Genomic DNA, 16,198 nt, shown 5'->3' on the forward strand with positions numbered 1-16,198 from the left:
CATGCCCGTCGTCGATCTCGCGAAATCCTCCCTGCGGGAGCTGAACGCGGCCCTGCAACAGCTCGGCCCCACCACAAACGAAACCGATTGGACCGTGCTGAACCCCTCCGGCGAGCACGCCATCGCAGCGGGGGTGGATGCCCCCGTCACCGTCACCATTGCCGGCCCCGTGGGTTATTTCTGCGGCGGCATGAACAAGCTGGCCACCCTGGTGGTGGAAGGCAGCGCCGGCCAGGGCGTCGGCGAGAACATGATGAGCGGCCTCATCCATGTGAAGGGCGATGCCAGCCAGTCGGCGGGCGCCACCGGTCGCGGCGGCCTGCTCATCGTGGAGGGCAACGCCTCCGCCCGCTGCGGCATCTCCATGAAGGGCATCGACATCGTGGTGAAGGGCGGCATCGGCCACCTCTCCGCCTTCATGGGCCAGAGCGGTCGCCTCGTGGTGTTCGGCGAGGCCGGCGAAGCGCTGGGCGACAGCCTCTATGAGGCCCGCCTTTATGTGCGCGGGCCTGTGGCAGGGCTCGGAGCGGACTGCATCGAAAAGGAGATGCGCGACGAGCACCGGCAGGAATTGTTCGATCTCATCAAAGCCGCCGGCGAAGCCGGAAAGGTGGATGTGGGCGAGTTCCGCCGCTACGGCTCGGCCCGAAAGCTCTACAACTTCAACATCGACAATGTGGATGCCTACTGATGAGCGAGCGAGACTGGCTTCCGACCACGCCGCGCAAGTCCGCGACTTTCGACGACTATGCGCTCTCCGAGATCCGCCGCGCGGCGGCCACCGGCATCTATGACATTCGCGGCGGCGGCAGCAAACGCCGCCTGCCCAACTTCGACGATCTCCTGCTGCTCGGCGCATCCATGACGCGCTATCCACTGGAGGGCTATCGGGAGAAATGCGGCACCGAGGTCACGCTCGGCACGCGCTTCGCCAAGAATCCCCTGAAGCTTGCCATCCCCATCACCATTGCCGGCATGAGCTTCGGCTCGCTGTCGGCGCAGGCGAAGGAAGCGCTGGGGCGCGGGGCGAGCCTGGCGGGCACGTCCACCACGACAGGCGATGGCGGCATGACGCCGGAGGAGCGCGGCCAGTCCAGGCACCTGGTCTACCAGTACCTGCCGTCGCGCTATGGCATGAACCCCGACGATTTGCGGCGGGCGGACGCGATCGAGATCGTGATCGGCCAGGGCGCCAAGCCCGGCGGCGGCGGGATGCTGCTGGGCCAGAAGATCTCCGACCGGGTGGCGCAGATGCGCAACCTGCCCAAGGGCATCGACCAGCGCTCCGCCTGCCGTCATCCCGACTGGACCGGGGCCGACGATCTGGAGATCAAGATCCACGAATTGCGGGAGATCACCAATTGGGAGAAGCCCATCTACCTCAAGGTGGGCGCCAGCCGGCCCTATTACGATACGGCACTGGCGGTGAAGTCCGGTGCTGACGTGGTGGTGCTGGATGGCATGCAGGGCGGCACCGCGGCCACCCAGGAAGTGTTCATCGAGCATGTGGGCATCCCCCTGCTCTCGGCCATCCGCCCCGCCGTTCAGGCGCTCCAGGACCTCGGGATGCACCGCAAGGTGCAGCTCATCGTCTCCGGCGGCATTCGCAATGGCGCGGACGTGGCGAAAGCCCTGGCGCTCGGGGCGGATGCGGTGGCCATCGGCACGGCGGCGTTGACGGCGCTGGGCGACAATGATCCCCAGTGGGAAGCCGAGTACGAGCGGCTCGGCACCACCGCGGGGGCCTATGACGACTGGCACGAGGGCAAGGATCCCGCCGGCATCACAACCCAGACTCCGGAGCTGGCGGCGCGCCTTGATCCGGTGAAGGCGGGGCGCCGCCTTGCCAACTACCTGAAGGTGATGACGCTGGAGGCGCAGACGCTGGCGCGCGCCTGCGGCAAGAACCACCTGCACAATCTGGAGCCGGAGGACCTCGTCGCCCTCACCATCGAGGCCGCCGCAATGGCCCGCGTGCCGCTCGCCGGCACCGAGTGGATTCCCGGGCAGCGGTTCTGAACACCCCGGATCGCGCGGCACCCGCCGGGCCGCCGCGCGATCCGCCTTGAGGCTCATTCATTGTAGATGATGATGGACAGAAACTTCGCCCGCTCATCCAGCAGCCGCTCGGGGCCATGAACCACATTGCCGGAGAAGGTGAAGGCGTCGCCCGGCTCCAGGATATAGGTGCGCTCGCCGAAGCGGTACTCCATCCGCCCCTGCAACATGTAGATGAATTCCGTTCCGGGATGGGAGAAGCGCGGCCAGGACAGGCTCTTCTTGTCCATCTCGATGAAGAAGGGTTCAAAGATCTTGCGCGGCCCCCGGTCATAGGAGAGCAGCCTGTAGGTGTGGCCGTGCTTGGTGCCCACCCGGACCACTTCCATCTGGTCCGCTCGCTTGATGAGCTGGGCCATGCCGTTCTGCTGGTCGGTCTCCTGAAACAGCTCGGCCATGCCGATGCCCAGCGCCTCGCACACCCGTTCCAGGGAATCGAGGCTGGCGGCGGCCGCGCCGTTCTCGATGCGGCTGAGCATGGCGCTGGATATGCCGGCACCCGCGCTCACTTCCGCCAGCGTCAGATTGGCGGATGCGCGGCGGTTGCGCAGCACGTTGCCGATGCGCTTTTCCAGCGGCACGCGGGCGGCGGACTGTTCGGAAGGGCCGAGGGCAGCCTCGGCGGATCTGGCGCGGCCGGGGGATTTCGCCTTCGTCGCGGACTTCGTCGCCTCACCGGCCGTTGGCAACGCTGGGACCTTTTCCGTCGATCCGGCCTGCGCGGATGCGCGCGCCGGCGCCTTCGCCTTCATGGCCATCACCAAACTCCCAAGGCCGTTACGTCAAGGGGAAAGCATAGCCGCGTGACGGTCCATTTGTAAGACCTTCCGCTAAGGAAAGAACTTGCGAATGCTGAATTTGCCTGTTGTCAGGCTGCAAAAATTATGCATCAAATGCATGAAATATAATTGCATATAATGCAATCACTGACGGCTCCAACGTAGCCGAACCTTCCAACGGGGATTAGTCATGACACTTGTGTCCAATGCCGAGCGGAGCGGCCATGCCTCCGTCGAGGATGCGACTGGCCTGCATCGGGCCATCGACTGGAAAGGGGCGTTCTGGATCGCCAGCGGCGTTCCGGCCCTGGTGCTTATCTCCATTGGCGGCATGGGCGCCACGGCGGGCAAGCTCGCCTTCCTGGTCTGGGCGCTCTCCGTGCTGATGGGCTTCGTCCAGGCCTATAGCTATGCGGAGATTGCCGGCCTGTTCGCCAACAAGTCGGGCGGCGCGGCCGTCTACGGGGCGGCGGCGTGGCTGCGCTATTCCAAGCTCACGGCCCCCCTGTCGGTGTGGTGCAACTGGTATGCTTGGTCGCCGGTGCTCTCGCTGGGCTGCGCGGTGGCGGCCGGCTATATCCTGAACGCGCTCGCGCCCCTTCCCGTCTTCACGCCCGAATCGCCCGAGGTGATCGCCTGGCTGAAGATGGCGGCGCATGCGGCGGCCATTGACGGCAAGAGCGCAGAGGAGGCCGCCAAGGTGGCCATCGCCGCCCTCACCGAGGCCGGCACCCCGGCGCTGCGCGCGTTCAAGCTGGTCAGCTTCTCCTTCTTCGGCCTCGCCAATATCGAGATCGGCGCCACCTTCTTCATCGGTGCGGCACTCATGCTGGTGGCCTTCGCCATCCAGCATCGCGGCATTCTGGGCACCGCTCGGGTGCAGATGTGGATCGGCCTCCTCGTGGTGGTGCCCATGCTGATCGTGGGCGTCGTGCCCTTCCTCAACGGCTCGGTCCACGCCGCGAACTTTTCGCCTTTGCTGCCGCCCGCCGGCAGCTGGAGCAATGGTGGCTGGACACAATTCTTCGGCGCCCTCTTCATCGCCGGCTGGTCCACCTACGCCTTCGAAACCGCGGTCTGCTACACGCGGGAGTTCAAGAACCCCGGCAGCGACACCAAGAAATCCATCATCTCCGCCGGCCTGCTGTGCGTGGTGCTCTACGCGTTGGTGGCCGCCACGTTCCAGGGCTATCTCGGGCTCGACGGCATGACCGCCCCCGACATCGTGGACGGCACCGGCGTCGCCGCCGCCATGGGCAACATGGTCGGCTCCGGCTCGCCCATCATCACCCACCTGCTGGAGATGATGATGATCCTGGCGCTGATCCTCGCCATCATGATGGCCATGGCCGGCTCCTCCCGCACCCTTTACCAGGGCGGCGTCGACGGCTGGCTGCCCAAGTTCCTCGCCCACACCAACGCGCATGGCGCCCCGACCCGCGCCATGTGGACCGACCTCGTCTTCAACCTGGGCCTGCTCACCTTCGCGGCGTCGGATGCGACCGCGTATTACCTCATCCTGTCCATATCCAACGTGGGCTACATGCTGTTCATCTTCCTGAACCTGCAGGCCACCTGGATTCATCGCATCGACAGCCCGGACATTCCTCGCCCTTACCGGGCGCCCAACTGGCTGGTGGCCTTCAATGCGCTGCTCGGCTTTTTCAACCTGCTGCTCATGGGGGCGGGCGCCAAGGTGTGGGGCAATCCCAACGCGCTCTGGTACGGGCTCGCCTTCGCCCTGGTGATCATTCCGGTCTTCCTCTACCGGCACTATGTGCAGGACAAGGGGCGCTTCCCCGACCACATGCTGGTAGATCTCGACCTGAAGGGACAGGACCTCGGCGCCCGGCGGGCGGGCCTCCTGCCCTATCTCACCTTGGCGGCCGGCGCGGCGGTGGTGCTGTTCGGGCACTTCTACTTCCAGCTTCCCGGCTGAAGGCCCAAAGGCCCACAGGCTCCCGCGCCTACCGCGCGGGAGCCTTCCGACCTCGTAGCACGCAAGAGACCCGTGGGAGCAGAGACCTGTGGGAGCCAAGGGCGCCAAGCCGCGCATCTCATCCCCGGTCGAATGTTGGATAAGACGGCATTCGTATGCAGGTTGGAACCGCTTACGAAGCTGACGGGCGGGTCCGAACACCGCCCAGGATTTGACGGCCATCTCCCACGCCCAGTCCCCGATCCTCGCTCACGTGCTCAGCGTCGCCAGCCAGGCCCTCTCCCACGCGACCTCATAGTCCGCCCCAGGACGCATACACTTGGGTTGTCCCACCAGTCGATGGTTCAGGCGCCGGACACGGATGTAGAATGTCCGCCTTCGCCCACCCGTGGAATGCTTTCCACACGATCGCGCCGGAAGCGCGCAGATCGGCTTCCCGGCGAGGTGGACGATGCTTCTTTATACTTACGTTGGACTTGGCGGTGCGATCGGGTCCATCCTGCGCTTCGGATTGAACCGCTCGTTCACCCTCCTGTTCGGCAGCGCCCTGCCGTGGGGGACCATTCTCATCAACATCGCCGGCTCATTCATCATCGGCGCACTCGCGGCGACCTTCCAGGGCGCCGGGTCGTCCGCACCGAACGAAGTCCGCCAGTTCCTGCTGGCCGGCCTGTGCGGCGGCTTCACCACGTTCTCGTCCTTCAGCCTCCAGACGCTCGACCTGCTCCAGGCAGGCGAGCCCGGGCGCGCGGCGCTCAATGTGGGCCTGTCAGTGACGCTCGGCCTGACCGCGGTGGCACTGGGCTTCATGCTTCCGGGCGCCGTCGCCACGGTCTCGCGAAGCGTCGGTGCGTGAAGATCCCGGTGGCGGGCTCTCATACCAGCATATCACCTCGCCATACCAAGTCCGCACCGCAACGTCCCCACGTCTTATGGCGAACTCAGCGCATCACACGGCAATTTACAGCGATACTCGACGGCACGCTTCGAGGTGCGAAGCAACGCCGCGCGTTTTTCTCAGGCAAATCATAAAGGAGCAGTCATGACCACGTCCGACAACCTGCCCACTGGGTTCTATAGTGCCCTCGCCCAGGAAACCGCCACTGCCGAGCGCGATGTCTCGGCGAGCAATCCCGGGCCGAAGAACCGCGCCCTGATGGCGATCAACCCCAATTCGGATACGCCCCCGCCCACCGATCACGGCGTGGTAGAGCCCTTCTGGTACTCTTTCGATCTCACCCATCGCCGCATCCAGGACGGCGGCTGGACCCATCAGGTCACCTCCCGCGAGCTTCCGGTCTCCAAGGACATCGCGGGCGTCAACATGCGGCTGACCCGTGGCAGCTTCCGCGAGCTTCACTGGCACCTCGCGGACGAGTGGGCGATCATGCTCTCCGGCCGGGCGCGCGTGACGGTGTTCACGCCGGACGGCGCCATGTTCGTGGACGACGTGGGCGAAGGCGACCTCTGGCTCTTCCCTGCCGGCGCGCCGCATTCGATCCAGGCGCTGGGCGAGGACGGCTGCGAATTCCTGCTCGTCTTCAACCAGGGTGATTTCTCCGAAGAAAGCACCCTGCTTCTGTCCGACTGGCTCAAGCATACCCCGCCGGAGATACTGGAGAAGAACTTCGGCCTTGATGCTGACGCGATCGCCCGCCTGCCCAAGGGCGAGCCCCTCTATATCTTCTCCGCCGAGGAACCGACCAACACGCTCGCGCAGGACATTGCCGAAGTGGCGCGCCACGCGGAGACGCCGAAGGTGTCCTACACCTTCAAGGCGAGCACCATGACGCCCACGCGGGAGAGCGCTTCGGGCACCGTGAAGGTGATCGATTCCCGCAACTTCCCGGCCTCGCAGAAGATCGCATCCGCCATCGTCACCGTGAAGCCGGGCTGCATGCGCGAGCTGCACTGGCACCCCAACGGCAGCGAATGGCAATACTGGATCAAGGGGCGCGGCCGCATGACCGTATTCCCCGGCCAGGAGGCCGCCCGCACGATGGATTTCAGCTCCAACGACGTGGGCTTTGTCCAGAACATGGCCGGCCATTACATCGAGAATACGGGTGACGAGGATCTCGTGTTCCTGGAACTGTTCGTGGCCCCCGAGTTCCGCGACATCTCGCTGAACCGATGGCTGCGCGCCCTGCCGGAGCAGGTGGTGATGGACCACACCCACCTCACGGCCGAGGACATCCGCAAGATTCCCACCGGCCACCACCCCCTCCTTCCGTGACCCGAAAGGATGACCGGCGGTCTTCGGACCGCCGGCCGCCCCGTGCCTTGGGACCGCCGTGCACAGACGGCCGGCAGTAACGGCTCGATCCCGCCAGATCTTCGGCCACCCGTCCGAATAAATCCGCGAGGACGCAGTGACGTTTCCTGCTCATCCGCCATCCCCGTCAGTCAGGCCGTTTCCGGCGACTCCTGCGCTGCCGACGTCCGCAATGGCCGCTGCCGTGCCGCTCGATCTCGCCCATCCGGCGGCTTTCGGGGCGGCCCTCACGGCTATCGCCGGATTTCTCGACGTTGTCGCCTATGTGACATTCAGCCATCTCTACGTTTCCTTCATGAGCGGGAACAGCATTCACCTTGGAATGTCTCTCGCGACATTGCGCGTTTCTGATATCGCGGCCATCAGCGGGGTCGTCGCGGCATTCGTCTTTGGCGCGGCGGCCGGGACACTGCTTCAGGATCACGCAGGCCCGCGCCTCCTGCCGCTCGCACTGGGCATCGAAGCCGGCCTTCTCCTCATCGCCGCCGCAGCGTCCAGCGTCACGCATTCCACGCTCTGCCTTCTGCCGGTCGCGATGGCCATGGGCCTGCAGAACGTGCTGCACCAGATGTCGGGCAAGACTTCAGTCGGCAAGGGCTTCGTCAGCGGCGCGCTGGTGCGCCTCGGCCAATCCATCGCCCGGCTGCGTTCGCGAGAGCCGGATCCGTCCGGCACGGCGACCCTTTTTGTGGGCTGGATGGCCTTCGTCGCCGGCGCAGCCGGCGGGGCTCTCCTGATCGCGCCGCTCGGTCTCGTCGCCTGTCTGCTGCTCGCGGCGTCTGTTCTGCTGACGCTTCTGATCGCCGATTTCCTCATTCGTTGAAGTGGCTTGCACGTTCAGCCGAGCTACCGGCGGAAGATGCTCCACGCCGCGCCCCGGCGCCGCCGCGTCACATCTCGCCGCAAACCGCCTTGACGCAGATCACCTCCCATGCAAATAGTGATCGAACGATAAATAAAGTCGTCCGGGAGGATTATATGATCTCAAGGAGAGGATTCCTGGGAGCGACGGCGGCTGCCGTCTCCTATGGCGCGCTGCCCGCGATGGCCCAGCAACAGCCCATTCGCGTCGGCATGCTCACGATCAAATCCGGCGCCCTGGCCGCCGGCGGCCGGCAGATGGAGGACGGCTTCCGCCTGTTCCTGCGGGAGCGTGGAGACCGCGTCGCCGGGCGGCCGGTGGAATTCATCGTGGCCGATACGGGCGGCCAGCCGGCGCTTGCCAAGACGCGAGCGCAGGAGCTGGTGCAGCGCTCGGGCGTGCAGGTGGTGGTGGGGCCGGTCGCGGCCTTCGAAGCGCTGGCGATCAACGATTACTTGCAGGAGGCGGAGATTCCCTTCCTGTGCTGCTCGGCTGCTGCGGAAGATCTCACCCAGCGCCGCCTGAACCCCTGGTTCGTGCGCACCTCCTCCACCTCCGCTCAGCCGTGCCATCCGCTTGGCGACTATGTGGCCCGGGAGCTGAAGTACAAGAAGATCGTCGCCATCGCCGATGATTTCGCCTTCGGCCAGGAGCAGACCTCAGGTTTCCAGAGGACGTTCGAGGCGGCCGGCGGCACCCTCGTGAAGAAATTGTGGGCGCCGCTGAATGTGGCGGACTACGGCTCCTACATTTCGCAGATCGGTGAGCCCGATGCCGTTTTCGCCGCCTTCGCCGGGGCGAACGGCCTGCGCTTCCTGCGGCAGTATTCGGAATATGGCCTGAAGGGAAAAATCCCGCTCATCGGCTCCATGACCACGGTGGATGAGGGCGTGCTGCACAGCATGGGTGATGAGGCCATCGGCATCATCTCCGCCGGCTGGTATTCCGCCGCTCTGCCCGGCGAAGCCAACGCGCGCTTCGTCGACGCGCTGCGCAAGCAGACGGGCGTCGATCCCGGCTTCTATTCCGAAGGCGCATACTCGGCCGGCCTCGCGCTGGAGGCCGCGCTGAAGGCGGTGGACGGGAAGATCGAGGACAAGCAGGCGTTTATGAATGCCCTGCGCAAGGTGGATATCAAGGACGATCCGCGCGGGCCGTGGCGGCTCGACGCTTACGGTAATCCCATCGAGAATATCTACATCCGCAAGACGGAACGTCGCGACGGACGGCTGATGAATACGGTGATCAAGACCTACGAGAACGTCTCGCAGTTCTGGACCTACAAGCCGGAAGCCTTCCTCGCCGCGCCGGTCTACTCGCGCAGCGAGCCCACCCGGCTCTGAGCGCGCGCCGCCCCGCGCCCCCCTGCCCACACCCTTGCGAGCACGGTTCCATGATCGTCGACGCCCATAACCACGTCATGCCGGAGGCCATCATCCGGCACCTCGAAAGCCGCGAGGATCTGTTCGGCGTCCGGGTCGACCGGGCGGAGGGCGCAGCGCGCCTCGCCCACCGCGAAGGCTTCGCCTATCCCCTGTTCGAGGAGTTTCTCACCCCCGAACGCAAGATCGAGGCGCTGAACCGTCGCGGCCTTGATGCCGCGATCATCTCGCCCTCGCCCACCCTGTTCTTCTACCGCGCTCCACCGCAGGCGGAGGCGGAGTTCGTGCGGCGCCTCAACGACGAGATCGCCGCCTTCGCCGCGGCGGCGCCGCAGCGGCTTAGGCCCATGGGCACCCTGCCCATGCAGTCGCCAGACGCCGCAGTCGCCGAGATCGAGCGCATCGTCTCCGACCTCGGCATGCGATCGGTAATGATCGGCTGCCACATCGACGGCGCCGCGCTCTCCGAGCCGAAGTTCAGGCCCGTGCTGCGGCGCGCGGCGGAGCTCGGCGTGCTCATCCTCACCCATCCCTATTACTTCGGAGCCAAGGCGGGTTTCGAGAAATACTATCTCACGAACCTTGCCGGAAATCCGCTCGACACCGCCATCATGGCGGCGCACCTGATTTTCGGCGGAGTGATGGAGGAGCTTCCCGACCTGAAGGTCGCGCTCTCCCACGGCGGCGGCTTCCTGCCCTACCAGATCGGCCGCCTCGTCCACGGCTGGAAGGTGCGGCGCGAGGCGCAGACCATCGCGACCTCGCCCAAGGAGCTGTTCCGGCGCTTCTATTTCGACACCATCACCCATGATGCCGGGGCGCTCGCCTATCTCATCGATCTCGTCGGGCCGGAGCATGTGCTGCTCGGCACCGATATTCCCTTCGACATGGCGGACGAGACCGCGCTGGACACACTCGATGCCGTGCCCGGCCTCTCCGGCGATGCGCGCGCCCGCATCGCCGGCCTCAACGCCTGGGCACTGACCGGCGGCTGACCGCCGCATCCCGACCCAACGGAGACACTCATGGCACTCACCCTGGAACCGGCTTCGGCCGGAACGCCCCGTCACGACCTCGTCAAGGGCCTGTTCATCGACGGCCGCAGCGTCGATCCCGGCCCGCGCGCGCTCATGAACATCACTGCCCCGCGCGACGGCACCACCATCGCGCAGGTCATCGAGGCGAGCGCGGAGGATGTGGACCGCGCGGTCGCCAGCGCCGATGCCGCGTTCCGCTCCAAGGAGTGGCGCGGAATGTCCGTGCGCACCCGGGCTCGGCTGGTGAACAAGCTCGCCGACGTGATGGAGGCCCATCTCGACGAGCTGTTCGAGCTGGAGACGCTGAACAACGGCCGGCCCGTGCGCGAGACGCGCGCCCAGCTTGCCCGCGTGCCGGACCTGTTCCGCTACAATGCCGGCCTCGCCATGGCGCGGCGCGACGATGTGATCCCGGTGGAGGGCGATTATCTCACCTATGCCCGCCGCCTGCCGGTGGGGGTGGTGGCCAATGTCACGCCCTTCAACCATCCTCTGCTCATTGCCTGCCGCAACCTCGCCCCCACCTTCGCGTCGGGCTGCACCACTGTGGTGAAGCCGTCCGAATACACGCCTCTGACGACGCTACGCCTCGCCGAGATCTTCTCGGAAGCCGGCCTGCCGCCGGGCGTGTTCAACGTGGTGACCGGCCCCGGCGCCGTCACCGGGCGGGCGCTGTCGGAGCATTCCGGCATCCGCAAGCTGGTGCTCACCGGCGGCACGGAAGCCGGACGCCGGGCGGGCGCGGCCGCCGCCAGCAATTTCGCGCGCCAGACGCTGGAGCTGGGCGGCAAGACGCCGGTGGTGGTGTTCGACGATTTCGACCTCGACCAGGCGGTGAACTATGCCGCCTTCGGCGCCTTCGTCGGCGCCGGGCAGACCTGCGTCTGCGCCGCACGGCACATCGTGCAGCGCTCCATCTACGATGCGTTTGTCGAGAAGCTCGCGGCCAAGGCGAAGGCCATCGCCGTCGGCGACCCCTTTGACGCCGCAACCCAGATGGGGCCGGTGATCTCCGAGCGGCAGCGCGCACGTGTGCTGGAATTCGCCCGCATCGGCATCGAGGAGGGCGCGCGGCTGGTGGCGGGCGGGCGCGTGCCGCCGGCCCTAGCCAACAGCCACGGCTTCTATGTGGAGCCCACCGTTTTCGCCGACGTGGACCCGCGCATGCGCATCTTCCAGGAAGAGGTGTTCGGCCCGTTCACGGTGGTGACACCGTTCGACACCGAGGACGATGCCGTGCGCATCGCCAACGACAGCCCCTACGGCCTCGCCGCCGCCGTCCGCACCCGCGACATCGCCCGCGCCCATCGCGTGGCCGACCGCATCGAGGCCGGCATCGTCTGGATCAACGACCACCACCGCGTGGACGCCGCCTCGCCCTGGGGCGGCTTCAAGCTCTCGGGCATCGGCCGCGAGTTCGGGAAGGAGGCGTTCGACGCCTATTTCGACGTGAAGGCGGTGATGGTCAACGTGGGCGACCAGCCATTCGACTGGTTCGACATGAGCGCCCCCACCCAACGGCTGAACTGAAACCGCCCGCCCCCGCGGCGGCCCCTGGAGATGGCCTCCATGTTCTGGATCAACGGTTTCCTGAACAGCTTCGCGTTCGGCGCGATCCTGTTCCTGCTGGCGGTCGGGTTTTCCCTGATCTTCGGCCTCATGCGGGTCGCGAACCTCGCCCACGGCGCCCTGTTCATGCTGGGAGGCTATATCGCCACCTCCGCGGTGGGGCTGGGCTTCGCGGGGGCGGTGCTGGTGGCCGGGGCGGCATGCGCCGTGTTCGGCGGCATCCTCGAGCGCACGCTCATTCGTCGCCTCGCGGGGCGCGAGCTGGCGCAGGTGCTGGGCACGCTCGGCCTCGCCTTCATCATCGCCGACCAGTGTCTCCTCGTATGGTCCGGCGACCCCATCGCCCAGCCGGCCCCGGAGGCGCTGCGCGGCGCCGTCGGGTTCGGCGGCATCGTCTTCCCCGCCTATCGACTGGCGCTGGTGGCGCTGGCTCTGGTGGCATTCGTCGGCATCTGGGCACTGGTGGAGCGCACCACGCTGGGCGCCCGCATCCGCGCGGCGGTGGACGACCGGGAGATGGCGCGGGCCATGGGCATTCCCGTCTCGCGCCTGTTCACCACCGTCTTCTGCCTCGGCGCCGGGCTCGCCGGCATCGGCGGGGCGCTCGCGGCGCCCATCATGTCGGTCTATCCGGGCCTCGATTCCGAAATGCTGCCGCTGGCGCTGCTCGTGGTCATCCTCGGCGGCATTGGCTCCCTCACGGGGGCGCTGGCGGGCAGCCTCGTCATCGGCCTCGTCTACACTTTCGGGCAGATGCTTTTGCCCGATCTCGCCTACGTCATTCTGTTCCTGCCCATGGTGGTGGTGCTCGCCGTGCGGCCCCAGGGCTTCTTCGGGAGACAAGCGGCATGAAAAGCCCCGGCATGAAGACCCTCGGCATCCTCCTCCTCTGCGCGGCGGCGGTTCCCCTCGTGCTGCCCGGCCCCTTCTATCTCTCCATCGCAACGCAGGTTCTCGTCTACGGCCTGTTCGCGGTGAGCGTGAACCTCATCGCCGGCTATTGCGGCATGGTCTCGCTAGGCCACGCGGCCTTCCTCGGCATCGCCGGCTATGCCTTCGCGCTGCTGACGACCAGCACCGGCTGGCCGCTCTGGGCGGCGATCCCGGCGGCGGTGGCGCTGTCGGTGGCGGCGGGCGCACTGTTCGGCCTCGTGGCGCTGCGCACCTCAGGCCTGAGCTTTCTCATGATCACGCTCGCGCTGGGCCAGATCGTGTGGGGCATCGCCTTCCGCTATGTGGATCTCACCAATGGCGAGAACGGCATCTCCATGCCCCGCTTCCAGGGGCTGCTGGCCAGCGGCACGGGGCTTTACTACCTGTGCCTCGCAGTGACGGCGGGCTGCCTCGCGCTCGTCACCATCCTCGCCGGCTCGCCGCTCGGCGCCTCCATGCAAGGTGTGCGCGACCAGCCCCGGCGCATGAGCACGCTGGGCTATGACGTGTGGCGCATCCGCTATGCGGCCTATGTGCTCTCGGCGGGCATCGCCGGCATCGCGGGCGTGCTCTACATGCTGCTGTTCCGCTTCATCAGCCCGCACACGCTTTCTTTGACGGTCTCGTCGGAAGCGGTTCTGATGGTGATCGCTGGCGGGCTCGGCACCACCTTCGGCCCCGTCGTCGGCGCGGCGCTGGTGGTGCTGCTGAAGAATGTCGCCAGCGCCTATACGGATCGCTGGCCGACGCTGCTCGGCCTCATCTTCCTCTTCATCATCGTGGTGGTGCCCGAAGGCCTCCTGCCCGGCGCGCGGCGGCTGATGCGGACCTTCGGCAGCCGCCTGGCCACGCGGCGTGGCCCGACGCCCATTCCCGCCAGCCCCATCAAGGAGGCACGCCCGTGACAGCACTCCGGATCGACGATCTGCACAAGAGCTTCGGCGGCCTGCACGTCATCCAGGGCGTGAACTTCACCGTGGAGCCGGGCGAGCGGCGCCTCCTGCTCGGGCCCAACGGCGCGGGGAAGACCACGCTGTTCAACCTGATCGCCGGCGATCTCAGGCCCACGGCCGGACAGATCCGCCTCGCCGACGAGGATGTGTCCGATCTGCCCACCTTCCGGCGCGCGGCGCGCGGCATCGGCCGCACGTTCCAGATCCTCACCCTGTTCGCCCGCGAGAGCGTGATCGGCAACGTCATCATGGCCCTGCTGGGTGGACGCCCGCAGCGCTGGAAGCCCTATGGCGCGGTGGCGAAGGACCCCGTCTTAAGGCGCGAGGCGCTGGAGGTGCTGGCGCGGGTGCGGCTCGATACGCTGGCCGACCGGCCGGTGTCGGAGACTTCCTACGGCGAAAAGCGCCGGCTGGAGATCGCCATGGCACTGGCGCAGGCGCCGCGCATCCTGTTGCTGGACGAGCCGCTCGCCGGCCTGTCGAAGGAGGAGCGCGGGACGGTGAGCGCCCTTCTCGCCGAGCTGCCGCGCAACCTCACCATCCTGATGATCGAGCACGACATGGATGTCGCGCTCGCCTTCGCCGAGAAGATCGCCCTCCTGCACTATGGCCGCCTGATCGTGGACGGCACGCGCGAGGAGGTGATCGCCGACCCGAGGACCAGGGAGGCCTATCTTGCCCAGTGACGCCGCGCTCTCGTTCTCGGCCCTCAACGCCTTCTACGGCGACAGCCACATCCTGCACGACGTGTCGCTGGAGGTGGCGCCGGGGCGCATCCTCGCCTTGCTCGGCCGCAACGGCGCGGGCAAGACCACCTGCATGAACGCCCTCGCCGGGCTGCTCACCAGCCGCACCGGGCGGATCTTGCTCAATGGACGGGACATCTCCGCCTTCTCGCCCGAGGCCATCTGCCGGGCGGGCCTCGCGCTGGTGCCGCAGGGGCGGCGCATCTTCCGCAGCCTCAGCGTGGAGGAGAACCTTGCGGTCGCCCGCTGCCCCCGGCCGCCGGACGGGCGGGTGGCGTGGACGGACGAGGACATCTACGGCCTCTTCCCCCGCCTGAAGGAGCGGCGCCGGCATCCGGCCGGGCTCATGTCCGGCGGCGAGCAGCAGATGCTGGCCATCGGCCGGGCGCTGGTGACCGCGCCGCGCGTGCTGCTGATGGACGAGCCAACGGAAGGCCTCGCGCCGCAGATCGTCGCCGAGGTGGGCGGCATCGTCGGCCGGCTGCGCGCCGCCGGGCTGTCGGTGATCCTGGTGGAGCAGCACATGGCCTTCGCCCTGAAGCTCGCCGACGAGGTGGTGGTCATCAGCACCGGGCGGGTGGTGGACAAGGCCCCGGCTTCGGCCTTCCAGGCCGATCCGGCGCGGCTGGAGGAGCATCTGGGGGTTCACTGAGGGGCGCGAAGAATCGGCCCCTGACCTTCCGGCATCTCGTCGCAGGGTGATGAATCGCACGCGAGCCGTGCTAGGATTGATCGTCCGATAAAGACCGGGTGCCCCCATTGCCGTCCTCAAAAGCCCCCTCCCCCCAGCGTCGTCGCCTTTCCCCCGCGGACCGGGAGCGGGATATCGTGGCGGGGGCCGTGGCCTTCTTCGCCGAATTCGGCTTCGACGGCGCGACGCGGGATCTGGCGCAGCGGCTCGGCATCACCCAGCCGCTGCTCTACCGCTATTTTCCCGGCAAGGATGCACTACTCGATCGGGTCTACCAGGAGGTTTACCAGAGCCGCTGGCAGAGCGAATGGGAAACCGCCATCGCCGACCGCTCCATCCCCATCGAGGAGCGCCTGAAGCGCTTCTACCGGGCGTATGCCGCCGTCATCCAGACCTATGAATGGGTGCGGTTGTTCATGTTCGCCGGGCTCAAGGGCCTCGACTTCAACAGCCGCTATCTCGCCTTCCTGCGCGCCCGGTTGTTCGAGCGCATGGTCATCGAGATCCGCGCCTCCAGCGGCCTCGACGAGACCGCCCCCGTGAGCGAGGAAGAGATCGAGCTCATCTGGTCGCTGCACGCGGGAATCTTCTACATCGGCGTGCGCAAGTTCATCTACGGCATGCCCATTCCCGCCGATCCCGAGGCCGACATCGACGTGAAGGTCAATGCCTTCCTGAACGGCGCCCCGGCAGCCTTTGCCTCAGTCATCGGCCCGGCCAAGCCTGCGCGCAAGAAAGCCGCGGCGCGGAAATAATCAATTGATAAATTAATTTGACGCCAGCCAAATTCCGCGCCACTATCTATCATCCGATAAATAATCGGACGGCGTCGCCCAGCCCGGCACAGACCGGCCAACGGCGATCCGACGCGACCACACGCAGGCTCGCGCGGGCCGGCCCTCGCACAGCCGAGCGGCCTGCCGCCTTTCAGGAGCCGAGGGAGGACATCATGCCAACGAACATCCCCGCCGCAG

The 16,198-nt window shown here is 66.8% G+C and carries 15 protein-coding genes; 14 read left to right on the top strand and 1 reads right to left on the bottom strand.

What is annotated here, in order from left to right; genetic code table 11:
• The first annotated feature begins 1 nt into the window (after window position 1).
• Both EJ105_RS14430 and EJ105_RS14435 read left to right on the top strand, forming a co-directional pair.
• Window positions 2–691: a GltB/FmdC/FwdC-like GXGXG domain-containing protein gene (locus EJ105_RS14430; RefSeq protein ID WP_250166872.1), complete on the top strand. Its 690-nt coding sequence runs from the start codon at window positions 2–4 to the stop codon at window positions 689–691.
• Window positions 691–2,019 carry an FMN-binding glutamate synthase family protein gene (locus EJ105_RS14435; RefSeq protein ID WP_250166873.1) on the top strand — a complete coding sequence of 443 codons (1,329 nt, stop codon included), beginning with the start codon at window positions 691–693 and terminating at the stop codon, window positions 2,017–2,019. The genes EJ105_RS14430 and EJ105_RS14435 overlap by 1 nt, the downstream gene beginning before the upstream one ends.
• 53 nt (window positions 2,020–2,072) lie before the next feature.
• Here EJ105_RS14435 and EJ105_RS14440 read toward each other — a convergent pair whose 3' ends face one another.
• Window positions 2,073–2,816 carry a helix-turn-helix domain-containing protein gene (locus EJ105_RS14440; protein WP_245279349.1) on the bottom strand — a complete coding sequence of 248 codons (744 nt, stop codon included), beginning with the start codon at window positions 2,814–2,816 and terminating at the stop codon, window positions 2,073–2,075.
• A 211-nt stretch (window positions 2,817–3,027) separates the two neighbouring features.
• Here EJ105_RS14440 and EJ105_RS14445 point away from each other — a divergent pair, with 211 nt between their 5' ends.
• From EJ105_RS14445 to EJ105_RS14500, 12 genes are all read left to right on the top strand, one after another.
• Window positions 3,028–4,776: a trimethylamine N-oxide permease gene (locus EJ105_RS14445; protein WP_250166874.1), complete on the top strand. Its 1,749-nt coding sequence runs from the start codon at window positions 3,028–3,030 to the stop codon at window positions 4,774–4,776.
• A 451-nt stretch (window positions 4,777–5,227) separates the two neighbouring features.
• Window positions 5,228–5,632: a fluoride efflux transporter CrcB gene (gene crcB, locus EJ105_RS14450; protein ID WP_250166875.1), complete on the top strand. Its 405-nt coding sequence runs from the start codon at window positions 5,228–5,230 to the stop codon at window positions 5,630–5,632.
• Between the two features lie 186 nt (window positions 5,633–5,818).
• A complete protein-coding gene (locus EJ105_RS14455) occupies window positions 5,819–7,012 on the top strand; it encodes a cupin domain-containing protein (RefSeq protein ID WP_250166876.1) in 1,194 nt (397 codons plus the stop codon).
• 211 nt (window positions 7,013–7,223) lie between these two features.
• The gene (locus EJ105_RS14460; RefSeq protein ID WP_250166877.1) at window positions 7,224–7,874 is read left to right on the top strand and encodes a DUF1275 family protein; all 651 of its coding nucleotides are present in this window, start codon (window positions 7,224–7,226) and stop codon (window positions 7,872–7,874) included.
• A gap of 155 nt (window positions 7,875–8,029) precedes the next feature.
• Complete coding sequence (locus tag EJ105_RS14465; protein WP_250166878.1) at window positions 8,030–9,256, top strand: ABC transporter substrate-binding protein; 1,227 nt, start codon at window positions 8,030–8,032, stop codon at window positions 9,254–9,256.
• Between the two features lie 50 nt (window positions 9,257–9,306).
• A complete protein-coding gene (locus tag EJ105_RS14470; protein WP_250166879.1) occupies window positions 9,307–10,290 on the top strand; it encodes an amidohydrolase family protein in 984 nt (327 codons plus the stop codon).
• A gap of 30 nt (window positions 10,291–10,320) precedes the next feature.
• Window positions 10,321–11,862 carry an aldehyde dehydrogenase gene (locus EJ105_RS14475; RefSeq protein ID WP_250166880.1) on the top strand — a complete coding sequence of 514 codons (1,542 nt, stop codon included), beginning with the start codon at window positions 10,321–10,323 and terminating at the stop codon, window positions 11,860–11,862.
• A 39-nt stretch (window positions 11,863–11,901) separates the two neighbouring features.
• Window positions 11,902–12,753 (top strand): branched-chain amino acid ABC transporter permease, encoded by an 852-nt coding sequence (locus EJ105_RS14480; protein WP_250166881.1) that lies wholly within the window; start codon window positions 11,902–11,904, stop codon window positions 12,751–12,753.
• On the top strand, window positions 12,750–13,739 hold the full coding sequence (locus EJ105_RS14485) for a branched-chain amino acid ABC transporter permease (protein WP_250166882.1): 990 nt from the start codon (window positions 12,750–12,752) through the stop codon (window positions 13,737–13,739). Before EJ105_RS14480 ends, EJ105_RS14485 begins: the two co-directional genes overlap by 4 nt.
• The gene (locus EJ105_RS14490; RefSeq protein ID WP_250166883.1) at window positions 13,736–14,473 is read left to right on the top strand and encodes an ABC transporter ATP-binding protein; all 738 of its coding nucleotides are present in this window, start codon (window positions 13,736–13,738) and stop codon (window positions 14,471–14,473) included. The genes EJ105_RS14485 and EJ105_RS14490 overlap by 4 nt, the downstream gene beginning before the upstream one ends.
• Complete coding sequence (locus tag EJ105_RS14495) at window positions 14,463–15,185, top strand: ABC transporter ATP-binding protein (RefSeq protein ID WP_250166884.1); 723 nt, start codon at window positions 14,463–14,465, stop codon at window positions 15,183–15,185. Before EJ105_RS14490 ends, EJ105_RS14495 begins: the two co-directional genes overlap by 11 nt.
• Before the next feature lie 176 nt (window positions 15,186–15,361).
• The gene (locus EJ105_RS14500; RefSeq protein ID WP_347881320.1) at window positions 15,362–15,979 is read left to right on the top strand and encodes a TetR/AcrR family transcriptional regulator; all 618 of its coding nucleotides are present in this window, start codon (window positions 15,362–15,364) and stop codon (window positions 15,977–15,979) included.
• Window positions 15,980–16,198: the final 219 nt, after the last annotated feature.

It is taken from the genome of Xanthobacter aminoxidans, from assembly GCF_023571765.1.
GTDB classification, from domain to species: domain Bacteria; phylum Pseudomonadota; class Alphaproteobacteria; order Rhizobiales; family Xanthobacteraceae; genus Xanthobacter; species Xanthobacter aminoxidans.

Excerpts from the sequence above, each read along its gene's own strand:
- EJ105_RS14485 (WP_250166882.1), top strand. The coding sequence starts at position 12,750 with ATGAAAAGCCCCGGCATGAAGACCCTCGGCATCCTCCTCCTCTGCGCG.
- EJ105_RS14435 (WP_250166873.1), top strand. The coding sequence starts at position 691 with ATGAGCGAGCGAGACTGGCTTCCGACCACGCCGCGCAAGTCCGCGACT.
- EJ105_RS14455 (WP_250166876.1), top strand. The coding sequence starts at position 5,819 with ATGACCACGTCCGACAACCTGCCCACTGGGTTCTATAGTGCCCTCGCC.
- EJ105_RS14470 (WP_250166879.1), top strand. The coding sequence starts at position 9,307 with ATGATCGTCGACGCCCATAACCACGTCATGCCGGAGGCCATCATCCGG.
- EJ105_RS14440 (WP_245279349.1), bottom strand. The coding sequence starts at position 2,816 with ATGGCCATGAAGGCGAAGGCGCCGGCGCGCGCATCCGCGCAGGCCGGA.
- EJ105_RS14465 (WP_250166878.1), top strand. The coding sequence starts at position 8,030 with ATGATCTCAAGGAGAGGATTCCTGGGAGCGACGGCGGCTGCCGTCTCC.
- EJ105_RS14445 (WP_250166874.1), top strand. The coding sequence starts at position 3,028 with ATGACACTTGTGTCCAATGCCGAGCGGAGCGGCCATGCCTCCGTCGAG.
- EJ105_RS14480 (WP_250166881.1), top strand. The coding sequence starts at position 11,902 with ATGTTCTGGATCAACGGTTTCCTGAACAGCTTCGCGTTCGGCGCGATC.
- crcB (WP_250166875.1), top strand. The coding sequence starts at position 5,228 with ATGCTTCTTTATACTTACGTTGGACTTGGCGGTGCGATCGGGTCCATC.
- EJ105_RS14430 (WP_250166872.1), top strand. The coding sequence starts at position 2 with ATGCCCGTCGTCGATCTCGCGAAATCCTCCCTGCGGGAGCTGAACGCG.
- EJ105_RS14475 (WP_250166880.1), top strand. The coding sequence starts at position 10,321 with ATGGCACTCACCCTGGAACCGGCTTCGGCCGGAACGCCCCGTCACGAC.
- EJ105_RS14460 (WP_250166877.1), top strand. The coding sequence starts at position 7,224 with ATGGCCGCTGCCGTGCCGCTCGATCTCGCCCATCCGGCGGCTTTCGGG.